The 20,687-nt window shown below is 68.5% G+C and carries 16 protein-coding genes; 8 read left to right on the top strand and 8 right to left on the bottom strand.

Features of this window, described 5'->3' with window-relative positions; all coding sequences use genetic code 11:
* Positions 1-155 precede the first annotated feature (155 nt).
* Entirely contained in the window at positions 156-1,844 is a 1,689-nt protein-coding gene (locus tag LWP59_RS13030; protein WP_144633425.1) for an acyltransferase, read from the top strand.
* A 67-nt stretch (positions 1,845-1,911) separates the two neighbouring features.
* Positions 1,912-2,919 carry a hydroxyacid dehydrogenase gene (locus tag LWP59_RS13035; protein WP_222425415.1) on the top strand — a complete coding sequence of 336 codons (1,008 nt, stop codon included), beginning with the start codon at positions 1,912-1,914 and terminating at the stop codon, positions 2,917-2,919.
* An 80-nt stretch (positions 2,920-2,999) separates the two neighbouring features.
* Here the strand turns inward: LWP59_RS13035 and LWP59_RS13040 are convergent, their stop codons facing one another.
* The 8 genes from LWP59_RS13040 to LWP59_RS13075 form a co-directional block, all read right to left on the bottom strand.
* Positions 3,000-4,802, bottom strand: a complete 1,803-nt coding sequence (locus LWP59_RS13040; RefSeq protein WP_144633428.1) for a hypothetical protein — start codon at positions 4,800-4,802, stop codon at positions 3,000-3,002.
* Positions 4,803-4,836: 34 nt separating this feature from the next.
* The gene (locus LWP59_RS13045; RefSeq protein WP_186383046.1) at positions 4,837-5,607 is read right to left on the bottom strand and encodes a carbohydrate ABC transporter permease; all 771 of its coding nucleotides are present in this window, start codon (positions 5,605-5,607) and stop codon (positions 4,837-4,839) included.
* A 150-nt stretch (positions 5,608-5,757) separates the two neighbouring features.
* The gene (locus tag LWP59_RS13050) at positions 5,758-6,657 is read right to left on the bottom strand and encodes a carbohydrate ABC transporter permease (protein WP_144633435.1); all 900 of its coding nucleotides are present in this window, start codon (positions 6,655-6,657) and stop codon (positions 5,758-5,760) included.
* A 160-nt stretch (positions 6,658-6,817) separates the two neighbouring features.
* Complete coding sequence (locus LWP59_RS13055) at positions 6,818-8,167, bottom strand: ABC transporter substrate-binding protein (protein ID WP_186383047.1); 1,350 nt, start codon at positions 8,165-8,167, stop codon at positions 6,818-6,820.
* Between the two features lie 308 nt (positions 8,168-8,475).
* Positions 8,476-10,761, bottom strand: coding sequence for an alpha-xylosidase (gene yicI, locus LWP59_RS13060; protein ID WP_144633441.1), 2,286 nt, complete (start codon positions 10,759-10,761; stop codon positions 8,476-8,478).
* A 36-nt stretch (positions 10,762-10,797) separates the two neighbouring features.
* Positions 10,798-11,850, bottom strand: coding sequence for a Gfo/Idh/MocA family protein (locus LWP59_RS13065; RefSeq protein WP_144633443.1), 1,053 nt, complete (start codon positions 11,848-11,850; stop codon positions 10,798-10,800).
* A complete protein-coding gene (locus tag LWP59_RS13070) occupies positions 11,843-12,742 on the bottom strand; it encodes a sugar phosphate isomerase/epimerase family protein (RefSeq protein WP_186383048.1) in 900 nt (299 codons plus the stop codon). Before LWP59_RS13070 ends, LWP59_RS13065 begins: the two co-directional genes overlap by 8 nt.
* Before the next feature lie 144 nt (positions 12,743-12,886).
* The gene (locus LWP59_RS13075; protein WP_144633448.1) at positions 12,887-13,918 is read right to left on the bottom strand and encodes a LacI family DNA-binding transcriptional regulator; all 1,032 of its coding nucleotides are present in this window, start codon (positions 13,916-13,918) and stop codon (positions 12,887-12,889) included.
* Between the two features lie 444 nt (positions 13,919-14,362).
* On the opposite strand from LWP59_RS13075, the gene LWP59_RS13080 reads away from it, so the two are divergent.
* From LWP59_RS13080 to LWP59_RS13105, 6 genes are all read left to right on the top strand, one after another.
* The gene (locus LWP59_RS13080; protein ID WP_144633451.1) at positions 14,363-14,971 is read left to right on the top strand and encodes a TetR/AcrR family transcriptional regulator; all 609 of its coding nucleotides are present in this window, start codon (positions 14,363-14,365) and stop codon (positions 14,969-14,971) included.
* Between the two features lie 104 nt (positions 14,972-15,075).
* On the top strand, positions 15,076-16,623 hold the full coding sequence (locus LWP59_RS13085; RefSeq protein WP_144633455.1) for a class I adenylate-forming enzyme family protein: 1,548 nt from the start codon (positions 15,076-15,078) through the stop codon (positions 16,621-16,623).
* A 74-nt stretch (positions 16,624-16,697) separates the two neighbouring features.
* Positions 16,698-17,396 (top strand): SRPBCC family protein, encoded by a 699-nt coding sequence (locus LWP59_RS13090; RefSeq protein ID WP_144633458.1) that lies wholly within the window; start codon positions 16,698-16,700, stop codon positions 17,394-17,396.
* On the top strand, positions 17,393-18,793 hold the full coding sequence (locus tag LWP59_RS13095; RefSeq protein ID WP_144633461.1) for an aldehyde dehydrogenase family protein: 1,401 nt from the start codon (positions 17,393-17,395) through the stop codon (positions 18,791-18,793). Before LWP59_RS13090 ends, LWP59_RS13095 begins: the two co-directional genes overlap by 4 nt.
* Positions 18,790-19,902, top strand: a complete 1,113-nt coding sequence (locus LWP59_RS13100) for a zinc-binding dehydrogenase (protein ID WP_222425416.1) — start codon at positions 18,790-18,792, stop codon at positions 19,900-19,902. The genes LWP59_RS13095 and LWP59_RS13100 overlap by 4 nt, the downstream gene beginning before the upstream one ends.
* A complete protein-coding gene (locus LWP59_RS13105) occupies positions 19,899-20,684 on the top strand; it encodes an MBL fold metallo-hydrolase (RefSeq protein WP_144633464.1) in 786 nt (261 codons plus the stop codon). Before LWP59_RS13100 ends, LWP59_RS13105 begins: the two co-directional genes overlap by 4 nt.
* Positions 20,685-20,687 lie beyond the last annotated feature (3 nt).

Genomic DNA, 20,687 nt, shown 5'->3' on the forward strand with positions numbered 1-20,687 from the left:
TCCGGGTGCACACCCGCTCCGGTCATGGCACGGGCGCCGGTCATCACGTAGGTTCTGAGTTCGGATGCCGATGCGCATCCGGCTCACCGGTTGGGTGCGTTCAGGCGGAACTGGCGCCACAGCGAGGGTCTCGCAGCGACAAGGCAGGAGAAGCGATGGGGTCACCGGCGCAGGATCGTCGCGATCTGTTCACCCGCTACGACCTCGGTGTCTCACCGTTCTGGTCCGAAGCCACGCCGCAGGAGCAGGACGCCCAGCGCGACTGGCACGCGACCATCGCCGCCCGCGGCAACGTCCGGTTCGGTCATCAGTCCTTCGTTTCACCGCTTGCCGCCGTGTACGCGGACAACCTCGTGATCGGCGACCACAGCTACCTCGCCGCACACGTGTACGTCTACGGTGATCACGAGATCGGCGAGAACTGCACGCTCAACCCGTTCTCGGAGCTACGGGGCCTGGTCCGCATGGGCGACGGCGTACGGGTCGGCGCGCACACCTCCATCCTCGGCTTCAACCACCGCATGGAGCCGGACGAACCGATCTATCGGCAGGGGTTGACCCACAAGGGGATCACGATCGGCGACGACGTCTGGATCGGTTCGCACGTGGTCATCGTCGACGGCGTCACCATCGGCGCGCACAGCGTGATCGGGGCCGGTTCCGTCGTGACCAAGGATGTTCCCGCGTGGACGGTGGCCGCGGGGAATCCCGCACGGCCCATCCGGGACCGGCGCTCGGCATCGTCGAAGGCGCCGAAGGATCTGGGTATCAGGTTGCACCGGCTGGGCGAAAAGGCCCGTGAGCAGGCCGCCGAGGTACTGGCACGCTGCTGGCACGGTGACGCCGCGAGCGGGACCTTCCTGGATCACCCGGGCGCCTCGCGCACCCTGCGCGCGTGGTGCGACGCGACCGAACTGGCGGACCTGCTGCTCGGTTCAGCGCCACCGCAGACCGCCAAGGATCGTATCGTCGACCTGTTGCGATCGAACCAGGATCCGGAGACCGGCCTGGTGCCTGAACTCTCGGACACGGGAACGCCCGGCTCGGCCGCGCCCTCGATGGACGGCCATGCCCCGGTGAACTACCACGTCCTGGCCGCCGGGTACGCCCTGGAACTGCTCGGCTCGCGCTTCCCGCACCCGATTCGTTCGGTGGCCGACCTTTCCGCCGTCGAGCTGCGGACGAGGTTGGACCAGCTGCCCTGGGGCGAGGAAGGCTGGCGTGCGGGTTCCTGGGTGGACTCCGTCGGCACGGCGTTCCACCGGAACCAGGCCGACTTCGGCATGGCCGGTGAGGTCGAGACGTTGTTCGGCTGGCTGCTGTTGCGTTGCGACCGCGCCACCGGTCTGTGGGGGCGTCCCGACGACCGCAGCCGCTGGCTGGAGCCGGTCAACGGGTTCTACCGTCTCACGCGGGGCACGTTCGCCCAGTTCGGCGTGCCACTTCCGTACCCCGAGCGCACCATCGACAGCGTGCTCGCCCATGCCGTCGACGAGACCTATTTCCGGGCCGACCGTGGCACCGCGTGCAACGTCCTGGACGTGATCCACCCCCTTTGGCTCTGCGCCAGGCAAACCGGACATCGCCGCGCGGAGGGGGAGCGATGGGCACGAGCACAGCTGGACCGGGTGCTGAGGTCGTGGCAGGACGGCGCCGGTTTCAGTTTCGCGCTCGAGACCGGGCATGGTCCCGAGCGCACACCCGGTCTGCTGGGGACCGAAATGTGGTTGTCCATCACCTGGTTGCTCGCCGACCAGCTGGGACTGAGCGACTCGCTCGGCTATCGGCCGCGGGGGGTACACCGGCCGGAACCACAGGCCGGTGTACCCGGCCGGAGGCGGTGAGGCTGGACTGGGAAAGCGCATTCCCGTAGGGTCCCGGAAGGTGGTGGAGAGACCGGAGGTGGCAGACGTGGCCGAGCTGGACATCGTGATCGCGATGACCCCTGAGTTCACCGAACGGACGCTGTCGCCGGCCCTGCGTGAACGACTCGCGACGTTCGGCCGGGTCCGGGTTTCCCCGTCACCGGCCGACCACCACACACCGGCCGCCCGGGAACTGCTCGCCGGCGCCGATGTGGTGATCACCGGTACCGGGACGGCGCTGCTCGACGATGCGACACTCGCGGCCGCACCGCGGCTCGAGGCGATCGTCCACGCGGCCGGTTCGCTGCGACCGGTGGTCACCGCCGCTGCCTTCGAGCGCGGGATCCGGCTGTCCTCCCAGGCCGGGGCCAACGCCTTGCCGGTGGCCGAATACACCCTGGCGATGATCCTGCTGGAGCTCAAGGGGGTCCGGCTCGCCGAGCAGGTGTACCGCGCCGAGCGCGATGAGGTCGACGTCGACAAGCTGCTCGCCGTCAACGGCAACTACGGCCGCCGGGTGGGGATTGTGAGCGCGTCCGCCATCGGCCGCCGGGTGATCGAGCTGCTGCGGCCGTTCGATGTGGACACCGTGGTCTACGACCCCTACCTGAGTGCCGAGGCCGCGGCGGAACTGGGTGCGGCCCGGATGGATCTGCGGTCACTGTTGTCCACATCGGACTTGGTCTCGCTGCATGCCCCGTTGCTGCCCGAGACCCGCGGTATGATCGGCACGACCGAGCTCGCCGCACTGCGCGACGGCGCGATCTTGGTCAACACCGCCCGAGGTGCGCTGGTCGACCAGCAGGCGCTGATCCGAGAGCTCGTCGAGGGCCGTATCCGTGCGGTCATCGATGTCACCGATCCCGAAGTGCCCGAACCGGGATCTCCACTGTGGAGTCTGGACAACGTGGTGCTCACGCCGCACGTGGCCGGATCACGCGGTCTCGAACTGCACCGGATCGGTGAGCGCGCGGTCGCCGAGGTCGGCCGCCTCGCCCGCGGCGAACCGCTGGCTCACGAGGTCACGCGCGAGGCGTACGCCATCAACGCCTGACAACTCGGGATCTGCCTTCGAGAACTGGGGGTGCACCGCTCCTCCACCGCACGGAGCGGAGGAGGAGCGGTGCTTCAGCGTCAGCTCACGCGGCGTATTTCGTACCGCACCGGGCCGCGGCCGGACAGGTCGAGCCGGACCATCCCGACCAAGCCGTGGCGCGACTCGTAGCCGTGGGCGAGGTGCACCACGCGCTCGGTCGGACGTTCCGCGACGATCTCGACCACTTCGGTGCCGGAGGTCAGCCGGACCCGGTTGTCGGCAGTGGATACCGAGGTCACCTGACCGTCACCCCGGTCCTTCAGATACGGCACGAAGAGGCTGCAGGCGAGATCGCCCACTCCCTCGACGATCCGGACGGTGCTCCCGTCGATCTCCACCTCGATCTCGTAGCTCAGACCGTTGACCTCGGCCCCGGCAGTGAGTCGTGCGCCGGAGCCCGAGGCGTGGCGGTTTCCGGTGGGCGTCATGGCCGACAACGGGTGGATCGAACGATCGTCCCGGCGCACGCCGATGCCCAGGGTGAAGGGCAGCTGGTTGGACAACCGGTGCGCATCGGGTTCCGCGTCCGGCCGTCCGTAGTGGGTCTGTCCACCGAAGCGCAGCCGCCGGTTGAGGCCCAGGGTGATGTCGGCGATCCCGAACGAGTCGTAGCCCTTGAACGGCGCCAGGTTGACGTGCACGGACCAGCCGGAACCGTGGATCAACGAACGGTTGACAGGTTCCAGTTCGACGTGCGTCCACGGGCTGCCGACCTCGGGTGCGCTCCCTTCCCCGGTGAACCCGTCCAGGACGGCGGTGGCGAGGTAACCCAGCGGCAGGCTCACGTAGTGCGCGTCCATCGTGTAGACCTCATGGCCCACTCGCCAGTTCGCCGGCAGCGCGTTCTCCACGGGGCTGAGATCCCCCGTGGGCCGCTGACAGGCCTTCGCCGCGGCGAAGGAACGCAATGCGGCGGCGTCGGCCGCGGACGCCAGCTCGGGGTGGCTGTCCCGTAGCAGCCGGGCAGCCTGGTGGAAGTACCAGCACTGGCCGGTCAGATTCCAGAGGTGGGCGGTGCTGCGGTAGGCGCTCGCGAGCGAGCCGCTGGACAGCTGCACGCCGAGGCTGCGCCGTACGCCGGAGACGAGCAGTTGTTCCAGTGGTTCGCGGTAGACGCCGTCGTAGCCTTCGGCCAGCAGTTCCAGCAGGTGCACCCGGCACCACAGGTCGTAGGAGTTGGGCACCCCCGGCTCCCGGTAGAAACCCTTTTCCAGATCGATCGCGTTCTTCCAGTCGATCTCCACCTGGGTCGCCTGCCGCAACTCCCGGTAGAAGCCGTGGTCGACGTCCGGATCGTCGCTGAAAAACGGTTCCAGCCACTTGTCCACGTCGTCGCGGTCGTAGGGTGACAGCCCTTCCTGGATCCGTTGCCACTCGCCGAGAATCCAGACGGCCGCCCAGTTGACGGGAGGTCGTTCGGAGAAGGCGTCCGGGACCTCGACCCGGCGGATCTTGTCGATCATCGGCTCCAGGTCCGTGTCGCCGAGCCGGCGGAGCAGCCGGAGGGTGCGCATGACCGGTGGCCACATGAAGTCGCGCAGGTTGCGGAAACCCGGGCTCCCGACGGCGTGGGTGAAGTCGGCGGCCGGCGGCGTGGCGTCGTCGGGATCGAGCATGTGCCGCAGGGTCGCGTGCACCCCGCGGGCGGCCGCGTCCATGAGGCGGCGGCGTTCGTCCCCGGTGGCCGTGCTCGCCAGAACCGCGTTGACGTAGGCGTAGTACGCCGTGCCGTACTGCGCGGGCTCACCGAAGACGGGATCGTTCAGCTCCCCGGACTCCTGTAGGTGTGGCGCCAGTGCCGCGGCGGCCTGCCTGATCAGTTCCAGTGCTGGGTTCTGCACCGTCTCTCCGTTCTGTAGCTGGTTGCGGTTCGGGTCAGATGGCGGTGACGGAACCGGCGCTGAGGCCCTGCACCATTCGCCGTTGGAACACCAGGTACAGCACCACCACCGGAATCGAGCTGACGACCCCGGCCGCCATCAGCTGGCCGTACAGCGGCAGTCCGGTACCGGTGGCGTTGTTCGCGAACTGGTCCATCGTGACCGCGAGCGTCTCGGTTTGCGACCGGGTGAGGACGCTGGCGAACAGCACGTCGTTCCACCCGACCAGGAAGGAGAACACGAAGGCGACCACCATCGCCGGCACGGCGATCGGCAGGATGATCCGGAACAGCGCGCCGATCCGGGTGCATCCGTCGACGAAGGCGGCTTCTTCCAGCTCCCGGGGGACGGTGCGCAGGTAGGTCACCATCAGCCAGGTCGACAGCGGCAGGCCGAAGGTCATGTAGGTGATGACGATCGCGTTGAAGTTGCCGATGAACTGGATACCGCTCAGCGTCTGCAGCCAGGAGAACACGACGAACAGGGGCAGCAGGAGCGTCGTGCCGGGCACGGTCTGGGTGGCGATCAGGGAGTAGAGGAAGGTCTTCTGCCCCCGGAACCGCAACCGGGCGAGCGGATAGGCCGCCAACGCGCCGAACACGACGGACAGCAACGACGCGGACCCGGAGATGGCCAGGGTGTTGAACAGGCCCGCTGCCAGCGGTGCCTGCGACCACATCGTGACGTAGTTGCCGAATCGCAGTCCCCACAGCGAAACGTCGCCCAGCGCGACTTTGGCATCGGGTGTGACGGAGAGCAGAAGCATGTAGCCGACGGGGAGAACCACCGCTGCGAGACAGGCCAGCACCACACCTCGGCTGACCCACCGCGGTAGCAGGCGGTCGACATCGCCTGCGCGCCACCGGGTGTGCGTCGAGTTCGACGCCATATCGATCGTCCTCCTTTGCGAGCGGGTCTATTCCGCCCGGCTCGCGATACGCGTCATGCGCAGGTACAGGTAACCGGGGATCATCAGCAGGATGATGGTGATGACGGCGAGGGCGGCCGCGAGGCCGTAGTCGAACGAAGTGAACGCGTAGAAGTAAGTGGAAATCGGCAGGGACGCCGCGGAGGAGGGCGGGGGCGAGGAGAACATCACGTAGGCCAGCGTGAAATTGCCGAAATGGTTGAGTGTGGACAACAGAATCGCGAGCAGCAGCAGGCCACGGATCTGGGGCAGCACGATGGTGAAGAGCTTGCGCACCGGCGAAGCACCGTCCAAAGTGGCCGCTTCGTAATGCTCGCGCGGAATGGTCTGCAACCCCGCCAGCACCATCAGGTAGATGAACGGCCAGGTCGCCCAGATGTCGGTCACCGTCATGGCCCAGAACGCGTTGGGCCCGATGAGCCAGTAGGTGTTGGCGTCGGCGATGCCGAGGTCGGCCAGAATCCGGTCGACCAGGCCATGTTGGTTGAGAAACAGGACCCGGGCGAGCAAGGCGGTGACGAAGGTCGGGATCACGTAGGGAACCAGGTACAGGGCGCGCACGAGGCCCCTGCCCCGGAACCGGCGGTGCACCGACACCGCGGCGAGACAGCCGATCGGTGTCACCACCAAGGTCGTCAACAGGGAAAAGGCGACGCTGATCCCGAGCGAGCGCAATGCGCTCACGCCGAGCACATTGCTCGACCGGAACGCGTCCGCGAAATTGCGGAAGCCGACCAGCGGGGCGTGCACCCATTCCCGGAGCGTGCTCACATCCAGCTTGAGGAAGCTGAGATAGAAGGAGATCACGACGGGTACGAAGACGATGACGAGCAAGGCCAGCGCACACGGGATCAGCATCACCAGAGGCCGGTCCAGCGTTCGGGACACCCACCGCGGGACTCGGCGCCGCGCACGGGGCGGCGGGGACGCGGCAGGAAGAACACGGGGATCGTCGACGGCGGAGGATGGCAAGATCGTGCCTTTCTTTCGTCCCGGCGGCGAGCGCCGCCCGATCGGCGGTCCCGTCCGCTGATCGGGCGGCTGCCGTCTATTTGAGCGCCGCCTGGGCCGCCTGTTGCCCGGCCGCCAGCTCACTGGACAGTTCCTGGTCGTTCCATCGCCCGTTGACGGCCAGGCTGCTGCCGACCTTGTTGATCGTGGTGCTCAAACCGGCCTGCAGCTGTGCCCATGCCGAGGTGAACTCGGTGGCCTCCTGGCTGGCCGCGACATCCAGGAAGGGCTTGGCGTCCGGTTGTGCCTTCGCCAGCATTTCGATGCCGGCCTTGGTGCTCGGTGTCCAGCCCAGCGACTGATACTGCTTCAGCACCACGGCATCACTGTTGCTCGCCTTGGCCAGCGCGAGCGCGAGCGACTTCTTGTTCTCGGCGTACTTGAACACCGCCCAGAACTGTCCGGACACGATGCTCAGGGCCGGGGTGCCGCCGGCGGGCCGGCCGGCCATGCCAAACGGGACACTGGGCAGCGGCGCGAACGCGATGTCGTTCGCCACCGGGCTGCTCTGGGCCGCGGTGAGGGTGCTGCGGGTGGCGATGGGCAGCATCGCCACCTTGCCGGCGGTGAACGCCGAGAGCATCTGCGCGTTGTTCCAGGTCAGCGACTCCGGCGGCACGATGTGGTACTGGTACAGCTGGGAGAAGTAGAAGCCGATCGCCGTCTTCACCTGGTCGCTGTCGAGCTGTGCTTCCTTACCGTCGCGGGAAAGCAGGCTGCCACCGAGCTGATGGGTGTACGACCAGACGAACTTCCACGGGTCGAGGGTGTCCGCGGGGTCGAACCCCGCGCCGTACACACCGGGGCTCGCGGCCTGGATCTTCTGGGCGTCTTCGATCCATTCGTTCCAGGTCCTCGGCGGTCCGGTGATCCCGGCCTTGGCGAACATCGCTTTGTTGTAGGCCACCATGTACGGAACGCTGAACGAGGGCACGCCGATGTCCTCGGTCGGGCTCGGGCCGGAAACGCTCAGGGTGGAGGGGTTCCAGGAGTCCCGGCCGCCCACCTGATCCCAGTCCTGCTGGGAAAGCGTGAGGAAACCCTGGGTGCCGTACAACGTGCCGCCGAGCGCACTGCCGTAGCCGATGACGTCCGGACCGGATCCGGAAACCAGGGACGTCTGGACGATGCTGTTCTCCTGGGCCCCGCCGTTGTAGTACTGGAAGTTCACGGTGGCGCCGGTTTCCTTGTGGAACTCCTCAGCCAGCGCTTGGTAGTACTGGTCGTACTGCTCCTTCTGGCCCGCGCCGGCCGCCGCCACCAGTGCGGTGATGGTCTGGCCCCCCGAGTCGTCCGAGCCGGCGCCGAACCCGGAACATGCGGCGAGCAGCGTGCCCACCAGGCCCGCGGATAGTCCGGCCAGTAACCGATTCCTGTAGCGGCGCACGAGGCCCCCTCTGAGGTCGGGTCCATCGACAGTGTCGATCTGGAACACCCCGACGGGACGGGCCCTTGGAACCTCGTCGTCGAGGTGCTGATTGCGTTCGCGCCTTCCTGCGACCTGCGCCCGGCCTGACAGGCGCACCGGTAGCGCGGGATGGAAAGCGCTTACCAAGTATCTGGTCCGCTCTGGATCATGTCAAGTGCTGTACCGGCCTGAACGGGATCATTCGTCCGAGAAACGCGGATAAGAGCGTAGTAAACGCTTTCCAAGATAGCGCTGCGCAGCGAGAATTTCCCGCAGCGGGACCGGCGTCAACGCGGCCAGTCGGAGCCGATCGTCACCAGGCCGTCGTGCGGAGCCAGCAGTAGCCGGCGCAGGTCGGGGCCGACGAGCGCGACCTGCCATGATCGGTCCGCAGGACCTCGCACGTCGAGCCGCCCCTCGGTGCGCCTGACCTGGAAGACGCTGGGCCGCGCGGAGGAACCGGATGGCACGGTCACCGTCGTGTCGGCCACGTCGCCGGGTGTGAAAACCTCGAGTGTGACGCCGTCGCGATAGTCGTAGTCGGGACGGTCTTCGCGCGAACCGAGGGGGACGAGCGCGCCTGGCCGGACGAGCAGCGGCAGGCTGAGGAAGTCGTGTTGTTCGGTGACCCAGCAAGGCCCCTGCACCCGTCTGCCGGTGAGCAGATGTGCCCATTCCCCTTGCGGCACATAGTAGGTGACCTCGCCGCAGTCGGTGAAGACCGGCGCGACGAGCAAGTCGGGACCCAGCATGTACTGGTTGTCGAGATGTCGGCAGTTCCGGTCGTCGGGGAACTCGAGGGCCATCGCGCGCATCATCGGCAGACCCTCTTCGTGCGCCTGCTCGGCAACGCCGTACAGGTAAGGCATCAACCGCATCTTCAGCCGGGTGAAGTGGCGCACCACGTCCGCGGCTTCCTCGCCGAATTCCCACGGCACCCGGTAACTGATGCTGCCGTGCAACCGGCTGTGCGAAGAAAGCAGGCCGAAGGCGGCCCACCTCTTGAACAACCCGGGCGTGGGGTTTCCCTCGAAACCGCCGATGTCGTGGCTCCAGAAACCGAAACCCGACATGCCGAGCGACAACCCGGCCCGCAGGCTCTCCGCCATCGACACGTAGGTCGGCTCCGGGTCCCCTCCCCAATGCACCGGAAACCGCTGACCGCCGGCCGTCGCCGACCTGGCGAACACCACGGCCTCTCCGGCTCCGTGGTGTTCCGTGAGAACGTTGAACACGGTCTGGTTGTACAGATAGCTGTAGTAGTTGTGCATGGCGCTGGGATCCGAGCCGTCGTGATAGACGACGTCGGTCGGAATGCGCTCCCCGAAGTCGGTTTTGAAGCAGTCGACCCCCATCGACAGCAGAACGCGTAACTTGTCCGCGAACCACTCGCGGGCCGCCGGGTTCGTGAAGTCCACGATGCCCATCCCGGCCTGCCAGGTGTCCCATTGCCAGACGTCGCCGTTGGGCCTGTTGAGCAGATATCCGAGATCTTGGGCCTCTCGGAACAAGGCGGACTGCTGGGCGATGTAGGGATTGATCCACACTGAGACGCGCAGCCCCCGGTCCTTGAGCCGCTTCAGCATCCCCGCCGGGTCGGGGAACGCGCGGTGATCCCATTCGAAGTCGCACCAATGGAACTCCCGCATCCAGAACGAGTCGAAGTGGAACACGCTCAGCGGTAGCTCCCGACGCTCCATTTCGGACACGAAGGAGGTCACGGTCGCCTCGTCGTAGGAGGTCACGAAGGAGGTGCTCAGCCACAGGCCGAAAGACCAGGCAGGCGGCAGGGCGGGGCGCCCTGTGAGGGCGGTGTACCGCCGCAAGATCTCCTTGGGTGTGTCGCCCGCGATCACGAAGTACTCGAGCTCCTGGCCGGGCACGCTGAACTGGACCTGCGAGACGAATTCGGAACAGACCTCGAACGAGACTCGGTCCGTCGAGTTGACGAAGACCCCGTATCCCTGGTCGGTCCAGTAGAACGGCACGCTCTTGTAGGCGTGCTCGCTGCTCGGGCCGCCGTCGTCGTTCCAGGTGTCGACGCTCTGCCCGTTCTTCACGAGGGCGGTGGATCGTTCGCCGAGCCCGTACACGCAGGCGCCGACGTCGAGGGCGAGCCGCTCGTGGACGAACTGCTCACCCGCGTCCGTCTGCACGATTCCGGTCGACCGGCGACCGCTGCCGGTCAGCCGCCGTTGACCGGACCAGAACGAAAGATCCCAGGTGCCGGTGGTGGCGATGCGAACGGAGAGATCGTGCGACGTCATGATCGCCGCATCGTCCGCGACCCCGACGGAGACCGCGGCATCGTCCTGGCAGTGCAGTTCGAAGGCCGGTCGCCGGGCGGCGCCGCCCGTGTGGTGGGCGGCCCGGACGCCGATCACGCCGTCCATCGGCGACCAGAACGTGAAGGTGATGACGGGATTGTTGAGCGAGTGGCGCCGGTTCTCGATCGCCCTGGTCGGGGCGTAGACCGTCAGCCCGCGGGCCGACGGAACCACCTCGTGCGCGGAATGGGGGTGGAGTGCCCGGACGCCGTCCCGCATACGCCAGAAACCGCTGGTGAACTTCACGCCTTCCCTCCCTGCTCAACGCCGCGCGGTCGTGGCTCAGGTGAGGGCTTCGCCGACCGCGTCGCGGCGATAGTCGGAGATCCGCACCGGCTTCCCGGCACGTGCCGAGTCGTAGATCGCCATCGCGATCTCCACCGGACGCCGGGCCTGCTCACCGCGCGCCAGCGTGGCCGACTCGTACCCCGCTTCCGTGAGTGCTCCCGCGATGTCGTCGAAGACATTGAGCGGTTTGCCGTCGAACCGGCCCAGGCTGCCCTGGTCGAACTTCTCCATGGTCAGCACATCGTCGAGGAGAGACAGGCTCCCTCGGTCGCCGTTGACCTCGGCGCGCGTGGTGAAGCCGCCGCCGTAGATGTCGTCCATCCCGCTGGTGGTGCGGAACGTCGAGGTGGCCACCAGGACCGCCATGGCGCCGGATCGCAGCGTGAGCGCGGCGACCGCGGTGTCTTCCACCGGGATGTCATGGGCGTAGGTGCCGGTGACCGCATGCACGGACTCCACCTCGCCCATGCACCAGGTGAGTTTGTCGATCGCGTGGATCGCCTGGTTCATCACCACGCCACCACCGTTGAGCTCCCAGGTCTGGCGCCAGGCGCCGTCGGAGCGGTAGTACTCGTCCGGACGGAAGCACTTGAACCCGAACTCGCCCAGGATCAGCCTGCCGAGGACGCCGCTGTCGATGGCGTTCTTCAGCCGCCAGTTGTCCTCGTAGTAACGAAGGTAGAACTCGCCGAAGAGTTCGACCCCCGCGTCGGCGCAGGTGTCCGCGATGGCGTCGGAACGGGCCAGGTTCACCTCCATCGGCTTGGTCAGCAGGACGTGCTTGCCGGCGTTCGCGACCGCGGCCGCGAGGTCGAGATGCAACCCGCTGGGGGTGTAGATACCGACGACGTCGACATCGTCGCGCGTGAGCGCGCCGGACACGTCGGTGAACCACGGCACGTCGTAGCGCTCGCCGTACTCACGTGCGCGTTCGGCGTTGGCGTCCACGACGGCCGCGAGCCTGGCCGTCGGAGTCTCCGCCAGCATCTGGCATCGCGTAGCGCCGTAACCGAGTCCTACCAGGGCGAAGCCGACCGGTTCAGCCACGGTGCCGCACCTCCTGCCGGGAGCCGGCCGCGACGAGCGCCTTCAGGTTGCGGATGTCGGCGAGGGTGGCCTGCTGGAGTTCCGGCTGCTCCTCGGGTTTGCGCGGATGGTGGACGCGCTCGACGGTGAAGTACCCCTCGTAGCCGGAGGCGATCAGGGCAGGAATGATCTTGGCGTAGGGCACGTCGCCTTCGCCGACCACGGCCCTGCCGAATGTCGGCCTGGCGGGATCTTCCGGGGTCGCCGGCACGTCCTTGGTCTGCACGTCGACGATGCGGACCTGGGTCGCCTCGCGGTAGCCGTCCTCCCACGGCTGCTCGCCGGACCACCACCCGTTGCAGACGTCCCAGCACAAGGCGACCGACGGCGAATCCAGTGCTTCGATCAGCTGCCGGGCCTCCGTGGCGCGTCCTGCGTAGCTGGCGCCCTCGAGCTCGATCATCAGGGTGATCCCGGCTCGTTCCGCCATCCGCACCGACGAGCGCAGCCGTGCCACGACCGCGGGCAGGCAATCGGGGTACTGGGGGCGCCGGTGCCACTCCGGCAGCGGCTCCTGGCCCGGCAGCCATAGCGCGAAGATCCGGACGAGCGGGGCGTCGAGAAGCTCCGCCGCCCGAAGCGCCCGTTCGAGCTGCTGCTCGGCCCTGCGCTGATCGTCGTCGCTGTCCACGTAGCAGTCGCGACCGTATTGCGAACCGACTGACGCGATCTCCAACCCGTGCGCGTCGGCCTGCCGCTTGATCACTCGCACGTCCGGGACGTCGACGTCCACGATGTTGCGACCGCCGACATTGCGCACGGCCACGCCATCCAGGCCTTGCCCGGCGGCCAGTCCCGCAGCGGCCTCGAACTCGCTGGCCAGGTCGTCGCTGAACGCGCCGAGTTTGAACAAGTCAGCCCCTTCGCAGTAGTAAGCGCTTTCTTCAAACGTCGCACAGGCGCAGACAACTGTCAAGCAAAGTGCTGGAACAGACGGACTATGGGGGAGCGTGTGGTGAGTAAGCGCTTCCGGTCGGCTCGGTGAAGGTTCGCCAGGTCAGGACGCCGGGCCGGCGACCGAGTCCCGGACGATCAGTTCCGGCCGAATCGTGCTCACCGCGCCGGGCTCGGCCTGGTCCAAGCCGGCGGCGATCCGGCCGGCCCGCCGTCCGGCGTCGAGCAACGGAAGGCGAACTGTGGTGAGCGAGGGATAGGCGTCGAGCCCGAACGGCAGGTCGTCGAAACCGGCGACCGAGACGTCCTTCGGGACCTGCAGACCGCTTTCCCGGACAGCGGCCAGCACGCCGAGCGCGATGCTGTCGTTCGCCCCGATGATGGCGGTGGGCCGGTCGGGCAACGCCAGCAACCGTGCGGCCGCCTCCCACCCGCGTTCCCGGTCGAAGGCTCCGCCGTCGAGTGCCAGGCCCTCGTCCCAGGGCACGTCGTGCTGGGCGAGCGCCTCCCGGTGTCCCTGTAGCCGCTCTGTGGTCGTGGAGTGCCGTGGTGGACCGGTGATGTAGCCGATGCGCCGGTGCCCCATCGCGAGCAGGTGCCGCGTGAGCGAACGCGCGCCGCCGCGGTTGTCGAAGTTCAGCGTGACGGCCCGGGCTCCTTCGATCGGCGGCCGGCCGCACAGCACGACCCGGGTTCCCGCCGACGCGGCCTGATCGATCAGCCCGGCCAGCTCTGTCAGGTAGTCCGCATCGTCCACACAACCACCGGCCAGCACGATCGCCCGGGTCCGCTGACGGAGCAGGAGCTCCACGTAGCGCAACTCCTCGACCGGCGACCCCCCGGTGTTGCAGATGACGGCCAGCAGATCCTCACGGGATGCTTCCCCTTGGATCGCGCCCGCCAGCAGCCCGAAGAAAGGATCCGACACGTCGTTGACCACGACGCCCAGCATGTCCGACATATTGACCGCCAGCGCCCGGGCGTAGGCGTTCACGACGTAGTTGAGCTCGCTGACGGCCCGCAACACCCGCTGCCGGGTTCTGGCCGCAACCGGGTAATTCCCGTTCAGCACCCGCGAGACCGTCGCCGAGGACACTCCGGCACGCTTCGCGACATCCGCGAGCGTCACCGCCACACGAGCCTCCCAGCAGCCGATAACAGTAAGCGCATTCTACGGGAACGGCAGCACGAACAGGGAGGTGGCACGACTGCCTGCGCCCGCATGGCTCGGTCAGCCACCCGCCGCGGAGCGCGAGCGCGCCGACGGCGGCCACGGCGGCAACGACCAGGCCTGAGTGGATCGGTCCAGCCGAACGCGTCCTGGAACAGGAGCTAGGCACCCTCGCCCGGCGGGGTGAGGACGTCCCGGGCGTGGTGGTCGGTCCCGGCCCGGCCGGCCTACCGACCGATATTGGGCAAGCCTGAGCCAAGTGGTGTGCCGGCCGCTGTTCAGTCGGAGCCGCCTGGTCCATCTCGCTCGGCGGTTGGGTCGAGTTGCGGCAGGAACGGCTGGTTCCGAACCCGCGGCCAAGGGTGGCGTGCCGTCATGGGGCACGGTGCGCCCTGGAATCATGGAGGCATGGCTTCCAAGGTGCCGATCGACCAGCCCGAGGCGAAGACCACGGTGAACCCCGCGGCCGTTCGCGAGGCCGCGCTGACGTTGTTCGCGGAGCGCGGCTATCACGGCACGGCGCTCAGCCAGATCGCCGGCGTACTCGGCATCCGCACGCCGAGCCTGTACAACCACATGCGCGCCAAGCAGGATCTCCTGCGCGACATCGTTTCCGAGACCACCGAGCAGGTGTGGGCCGACTACGAGCAGGCGGTCGAGGGAGTGGACGACGTCGTCGAACGGCTGCGGCGCGCGGCCCGGGTCTACGCCCTGCGGCACGCGACCCATCGGCGGGAAGCGCTGATCGTCAACCGGGACATCGCCAGCGTCGAGGAGCCTGCCCGCTCCCGGGTGCTGGAGCTGCGCCGCCGTCATGCGCAGGCCATCAAGGGCCTGATCGACGAGGGCGTGCGGGAGGGCCGGTTCGACGAACCCGAGTCGACGCTGGCCGCGTTCGGGATCCTGGAGATGTGCGTCAGCATCGCGCGCTGGTTCCGGGAGGACGGCCCGCAGTCCGCGGAGACGGTCGCCGACACCTACAGCACCTACGCGCTTCGCGTGGCCGGGCTCGGCTGAGTTCGTTGCTTGCCCCTTGTCAGCCGGCTCACTAGACTCGACACTAACTATCATTAGTTAATACGGTGGCTCATCATGTGGCCAGCGAGCACCCAGGAGTGTCGATGCTCAGAGTCGAGTTGATCCGCCCCATTCCCCAGTTGCTGGTGGAACACGCGGAGCGGTTCCAGGACAAGGTCGCCTTCTACGACGACCGCCGGTCGGTGACCTACGCGGCCCTCGCCGAGCGCACCCGCCGGCTGGCCGGGCATCTTGTCGAGGCCGGGGTGGCGCGCGGCGAGCGCGTGCTGATCTACCTGGACAACAGCGTGGAGACGGCGGAGTCGTACCTGGCGACGACCCGGGCGAGCGTGGTCGGTGTCTGCGTGAACCCCGACGCGGCCCCTTCCGAGATCGGCTACCTGCTCGCGGACAGCGACGCGCACGTGGTGATCACGGACGAAGCGCACCTCGCCCGGGTCCGCGCGCTGATCGGCGAGCGCGGCGACGTGCTCATCCTGCTCACCGGGGACCGGGAAGTCCCGGACGCGCGATCCTACGAGCAGCTGGCGACGACCGAGCCCGCGTCCGCGCCGCGGGATGATCTCGACCTCGACGACACCGCCTGGATGCTCTACACCTCGGGCACCACCGGCCGCCCCAAAGGGGTGCTGCTGACGCAGCGAAGCTGCCTGTGGGTGGTCGCGGCGTGCTGGGCGCCGATCGCCGGACTGTCCGCGGAGGACCAGGTGCTCTGCCCGTTGCCCCTGTTCCACTCGTACGCGCTCGATCTGTGCGTGCTGGGGGTGTTCGCGGTCGGCGCCACCGAGCGGATCCTGCCGAGGTTCTCCACGTCACGCGTCTTCGAACTGCTCGCCGCCGAACCGTTCACGGTGCTGCCGGGCGTCCCGACGATGTTCCAGTACCTCGTGCACGGCGCCGGGGAAAGCGGCTTCCGCGGCGACACCTTGCGGCTGTGCGTTTCCGCCGGCGCGATCATGCCGGCGGCGCTCAACGCCGAGTTCGAGCAGGTGTTCGGCGTGCGGCTGCTGGAGGGGTACGGCATCACCGAGACCTCGACCATGGTCACCATGAACTGGCCGGTCGGGGGCCGGGTGCTCGGGTCGTGCGGCCTGCCCGTGCCCGGCGTCGGCGTGCGCCTCGTGGACCCGGTCACCGGCGAGGACGTCGGTGTGGGGGAGGAGGGCGAGCTGTGGGTGAGCGGGCCGAACGTCATGCGGGGCTATCACAATCGCACCGACGCGACCGCCGAGGTGCTGCGGCACGGCTGGTACCGCACCGGCGATCTGGGTCGCCGGGACGCCAACGGGTTCCTCACGATCAGCGGCCGCACGAAGGAACTGATCATTCGCGGCGGGGAGAACATCTATCCCGCCGAAGTCGAAGCCGTCCTGCTGAAAGCCGGTGGGGTGGCGGACGCGGCGGTGGTCGCCCGCAAGCACCCGGATCTCGGTGAGGTGCCGGTCGCCTTCGTCGTGCCCGAACAGCCGGGAGTGCTGGACGTCGCGGCACTGCTCGAGCTGTGCGGGCGTGAGCTGTCCCGGTTCAAGGTGCCCGCGGACATCCTGGAGATCGACGCCATCCCGCGCACCGGCTCCGGCAAGATCATGCGCTTCCGGTTGCAGGAACGACTGAGCGCTTTCGCCGGCTGAGACGGATCGCCGGTTGACCCGGCATCCCGCTGCGCCTACGATGCAAACTAACGTTAATTAGTAAGGTGGTGTTCGTGGATCTCTCCAACACCTTCACCGTCAACCTCCCGGTCGAGGACACCTGGAAAGTGCTGACGGACCTGGAGCGGGTCGCCCCGTGCCTGCCCGGTGCGGCGCTGCTGGGTGTCGAGGGCGATGCCTACCGCGGCGCGGTGAAGATCAAGGTCGGCCCGGTTTCCGCGCAGTACCAGGGCATCGCCCGGTTCGTGGAGAAGGACGACCAGGCCTACCGGGCGGTGATCAGGGCCGAGGGCAAGGATGTCGGCGGACAGGGCAACGCCGCGGCGACCGTCACGGCGACCCTGACCCAGCAGGGCGACGGCACCAAGGTCGACGTCCGGACGGACCTCGCCCTCTCGGGCCGGGTGGCCCAGTTCGGGCGCGGTGTGATCGCCGACGTGAGCAACAAGCTCCTCGGGCAGTTCGTGCGGCGTCTCGAGGACGAGTTCGCCTCCGGCGGCGCCACCACGCCCACCGCGGCGGCGAAACCCGTCGATCTCGCCGATGTCGAACCGCTCGACGTCATGTCCAGCATGGGCGGCACGATCGCCAAGCGCGCGATCCCGGCGGCCGGTGCTCTCCTGGCGCTGATCGTCGGAATTCTCCTGGCGCGCAAGGGCCGTCGCGTGCCGTCGGCGCAGGCGCCGGTCGTGATCAACCTGTCTTTCCCGGCCTTGTCGGGCCGGCCCGATTCCGAGGAGGCGACTCGATGACCGCCGAGCTGATCCGTGAGCCCGCGCTCTACATCGGTGGTGACTGGGTCGCCGGCGGTGGCAGCGAGTGCGAGGTCGAAAACCCCGCCACCGAAGAGACGACCGGTGTCGTCGTCCAGGCTTCGCCCGCCGAGGTCGACCAGGCTGTCGGTGCCGCCCGAGCCGCGTTCGACGGCTGGGCGAACACGCCGGTCCAGGATCGAGTGGACGCGTTGCGGCGCCTGTGCGACGTGATCGCCGATCGCGCGGAGACCTTCGCGGCGCTGATCACCCGGGAGCAGGGCTCACCGCCCCCGCTCGCGCGGAAGTTGCATGTGGACACCCCGCTCGGGGTGATCGCCCGTACCGCGGACGCGTTGGAGGAGTTTCCCTTCCAGTGGCGGCGCGACAACTCGGTGATCCTGCGCGAGCCGGTCGGCGTGGTCGCCGCGATCACGCCGTGGAACCTGCCGCTGCACCAGATCATCGTCAAGGTGGTGCCCGCGCTCGCGGCCGGCTGCACGGTGGTGCTCAAGCCCGCCGCGCTGACTCCGCTGACGGCGTTCGAACTGGCGCGAGCCTTCGAGGCGGCAGGGTTCCCGCCCGGCGTCTTCAACCTCGTCACCGGTGGTGGCCGTGATGTCGGAGACCAGCTGACCCGTCACCCCCTGGTCGACCACGTCTCGTTCACCGGGTCGACCGCGGTCGGGCGTCAGGTCGCCGCTGCCGCCGCCGACACCGTCAAGGGCGTCACGCTGGAGCTGGGCGGCAAGTCCGCCAGCGTCGTGCTGTCCGATGTGTCGGACGAGCTGCTGGCCAAGGCGGTCAAGGTGACCGTCGCCAACTGCTTCCTCAACGGCGGCCAGACCTGCACCGCGCTGTCCCGGCTGATCGTGCCCACCTCCCGGCTGGCCCAGGTGGAGGAGCTGGCCGCGGCCGCGGCCGCGAAGTACGTGCCGGGGGAGCGGCTCGGGCCGTTGATCTCGGCGGGGCAGCGCAAGGAGGTCGAGAGCTTCCTGGTGCCCGGCACCGCCAAGGCCGTCACCGGCGCGGTGCCGCTGCCGGAGAAGGGCCACTTCGTGACGCCGACCGTGTACAGCGAGGTGGATCCGGATTCCCGCCTGGCTCAGGAGGAGGTCTTCGGTCCGGTGCTGTCGATCCTGGCCGCGGAGTCCGACGACCACGCGATCGAGCTCGCCAACGACTCCATCTACGGTCTCGGCGGCGCGCTCTGGATCGAGGACAAGGAACGGGCGCTGGGCTGGGCCGCGCGCATCCGCACCGGGCAGATCGACGTCAACGCCGCGCCGTTCAACCCGCGGGCGCCCTTCGGCGGGTACAAGCAGTCCGGTCTCGGCCGGGAGATCGGTGACTACGGCATCGACGACGTGCTCGAGGTCAAGGCGGTGCAGCTGTGAGCGAGGGATATCGCGTCGAGGTCGACGCCGTGGTGCTGCGTGCACCGGACCAGCCGATGGCGGTGGAGCGCATTCGCCTGCGGGACGTGGGTCCCGGGGATGTCCGGGTGCGGGTGGACGCGACCGGTGTCTGTCACTCCGACCTGTCGCTCGCCCGTGGGGTGCTCGCGCAGCCGCTGCCGGCGGTGCTCGGGCACGAGGCTTGTGGCACGGTCCTCGAGACCGGCGCCGAGGTGACCGGGCTGAGCGAGGGCGACCGGGTGATCCTGCTGTGGATCACGCCCTGCGGCGACTGCGTCCACTGTGGACGCGGCGAGGCACACCTGTGCGTCAACGGCTCGGCGCGCGGCAACGAGCCCTACGCCCTGGATGCGCAGGGAGAGCCGGTCTATCCCGGGCTGACGGTCGGATCGTTCGCCGAGCAGACCGTCGTGCCGGCGGCCGCCGCGGTCAAGGTGCCCGACGACATCAGCTCGGCCGACGCGGCGCTGCTCGGCTGCGCCGTCACCACAGGCGTAGGTGCGGTGACCAAGACCGCCGCCGTCGTGCCGGGCTCCTCGGTACTGGTCATCGGGCTGGGCGGGGTCGGCCTGGCCGCCATCCAGGGCGCGAAGCTCGCCGGGGCGAGCACGATCATCGCCGTCGACCGCAACGCCGACAAAGCCGGCCTGGCCACCAAGCTGGGTGCGGACCACTTCGTGCCCGCGGACGACGAGACGAAGAAGGCCGTGCGCGCGCTGACCGGCAAGCAGGGCGTGGACTACGCCTTCGACTGCGTCGGCTCGGCCCGCACCATCCGCGACGCGTGGGGCATGACCCGGCGCGGCGGCAGCGCCTGTGTCGTCGGCATCGGCGGCAAGGACGACAAGGTCAGCTTCAGCGCGCTGGAACTGTTCCACTTCGCCCGCACGCTCGTCGGCTGCGTCGCCGGTTCGCTGGACGCCGGCCACGACCTGCCGCGGTACTTCGAGCACGTCCGGGCCGGGCGGCTGGATCTCGCCGCGATGGTCACCGGGCACGGCGGTCTGGCCGACGTGGAGCGTGCGCTGCAGGAGATGGCTTCAGGACAGGGAATCCGCACCCTCGTCACCCCGGGAGAGGCGCGATGAGGATCGGCGCGCTGGCCCTCGAACCGGTCTACGACGGCTACGGCCAGGAACCCGCTCACGAGGTCCTGAGCCGCCCGGGCGTGCCCGACGCCTGGGCTTGCCACGGGCACCTGCTCGACGACGCGGGGAACCTCGAGCTGACCCTCGGCGGGTTCCTGCTGCGCACGGCCGGACGGGTGGTGCTGATCGACGCCGGCGTCGGCACGATCAACAACGACAAGTACCACGGCGGCCAGTTCCTGGAGAGCCTGCACGCACTGGGCGTCGCTCCCGGAGACGTCACCGACGTGGTGTTCACCCACCTGCACTTCGACCACGTCGGCTGGGCCACGAAGAAGGGCCAGGTCGTGTTCCCGAACGCGACCTACCGGGTGCACCGGGCGGACTGGGCCCACTTCGTGGAAGGCCCCGGCGCCGAACCCGGCGCCGTGCGCAAGCTTTCGCCACTGACCGACCGGCTGGAGACCTTCGAGGCCGACACGACGCTGGCGCCCGGTCTGGACACCCGGCACGTGCCCGGGCACACCCCGGGTTCCACGGTCTTCGTCGTGTCCAGCGAAGGCGAGCGTGCGTTGCTGCTCGGCGACGTCGCGCACTCCACCGTGGAACTCACCGACCCCACCTGGGAAGCGGTGTTCGACGTCGATCCGGCCGCGGCGAAGAAGGTGCGGGCGGAGCTGGCCGACGCGGCCACCGACCGGTCCGACGTGCTTGCCGCCGCCCATTTCCCGTCCGGGCGGCTGGTCACGGTCGAGGGCGAGCGCCGGTTCCGGTTCATCTAGAAG

The sequence above is a fragment of the Amycolatopsis acidiphila genome (assembly GCF_021391495.1).
Classification (GTDB): Bacteria; Actinomycetota; Actinomycetes; order Mycobacteriales; family Pseudonocardiaceae; genus Amycolatopsis_E; species Amycolatopsis_E acidiphila.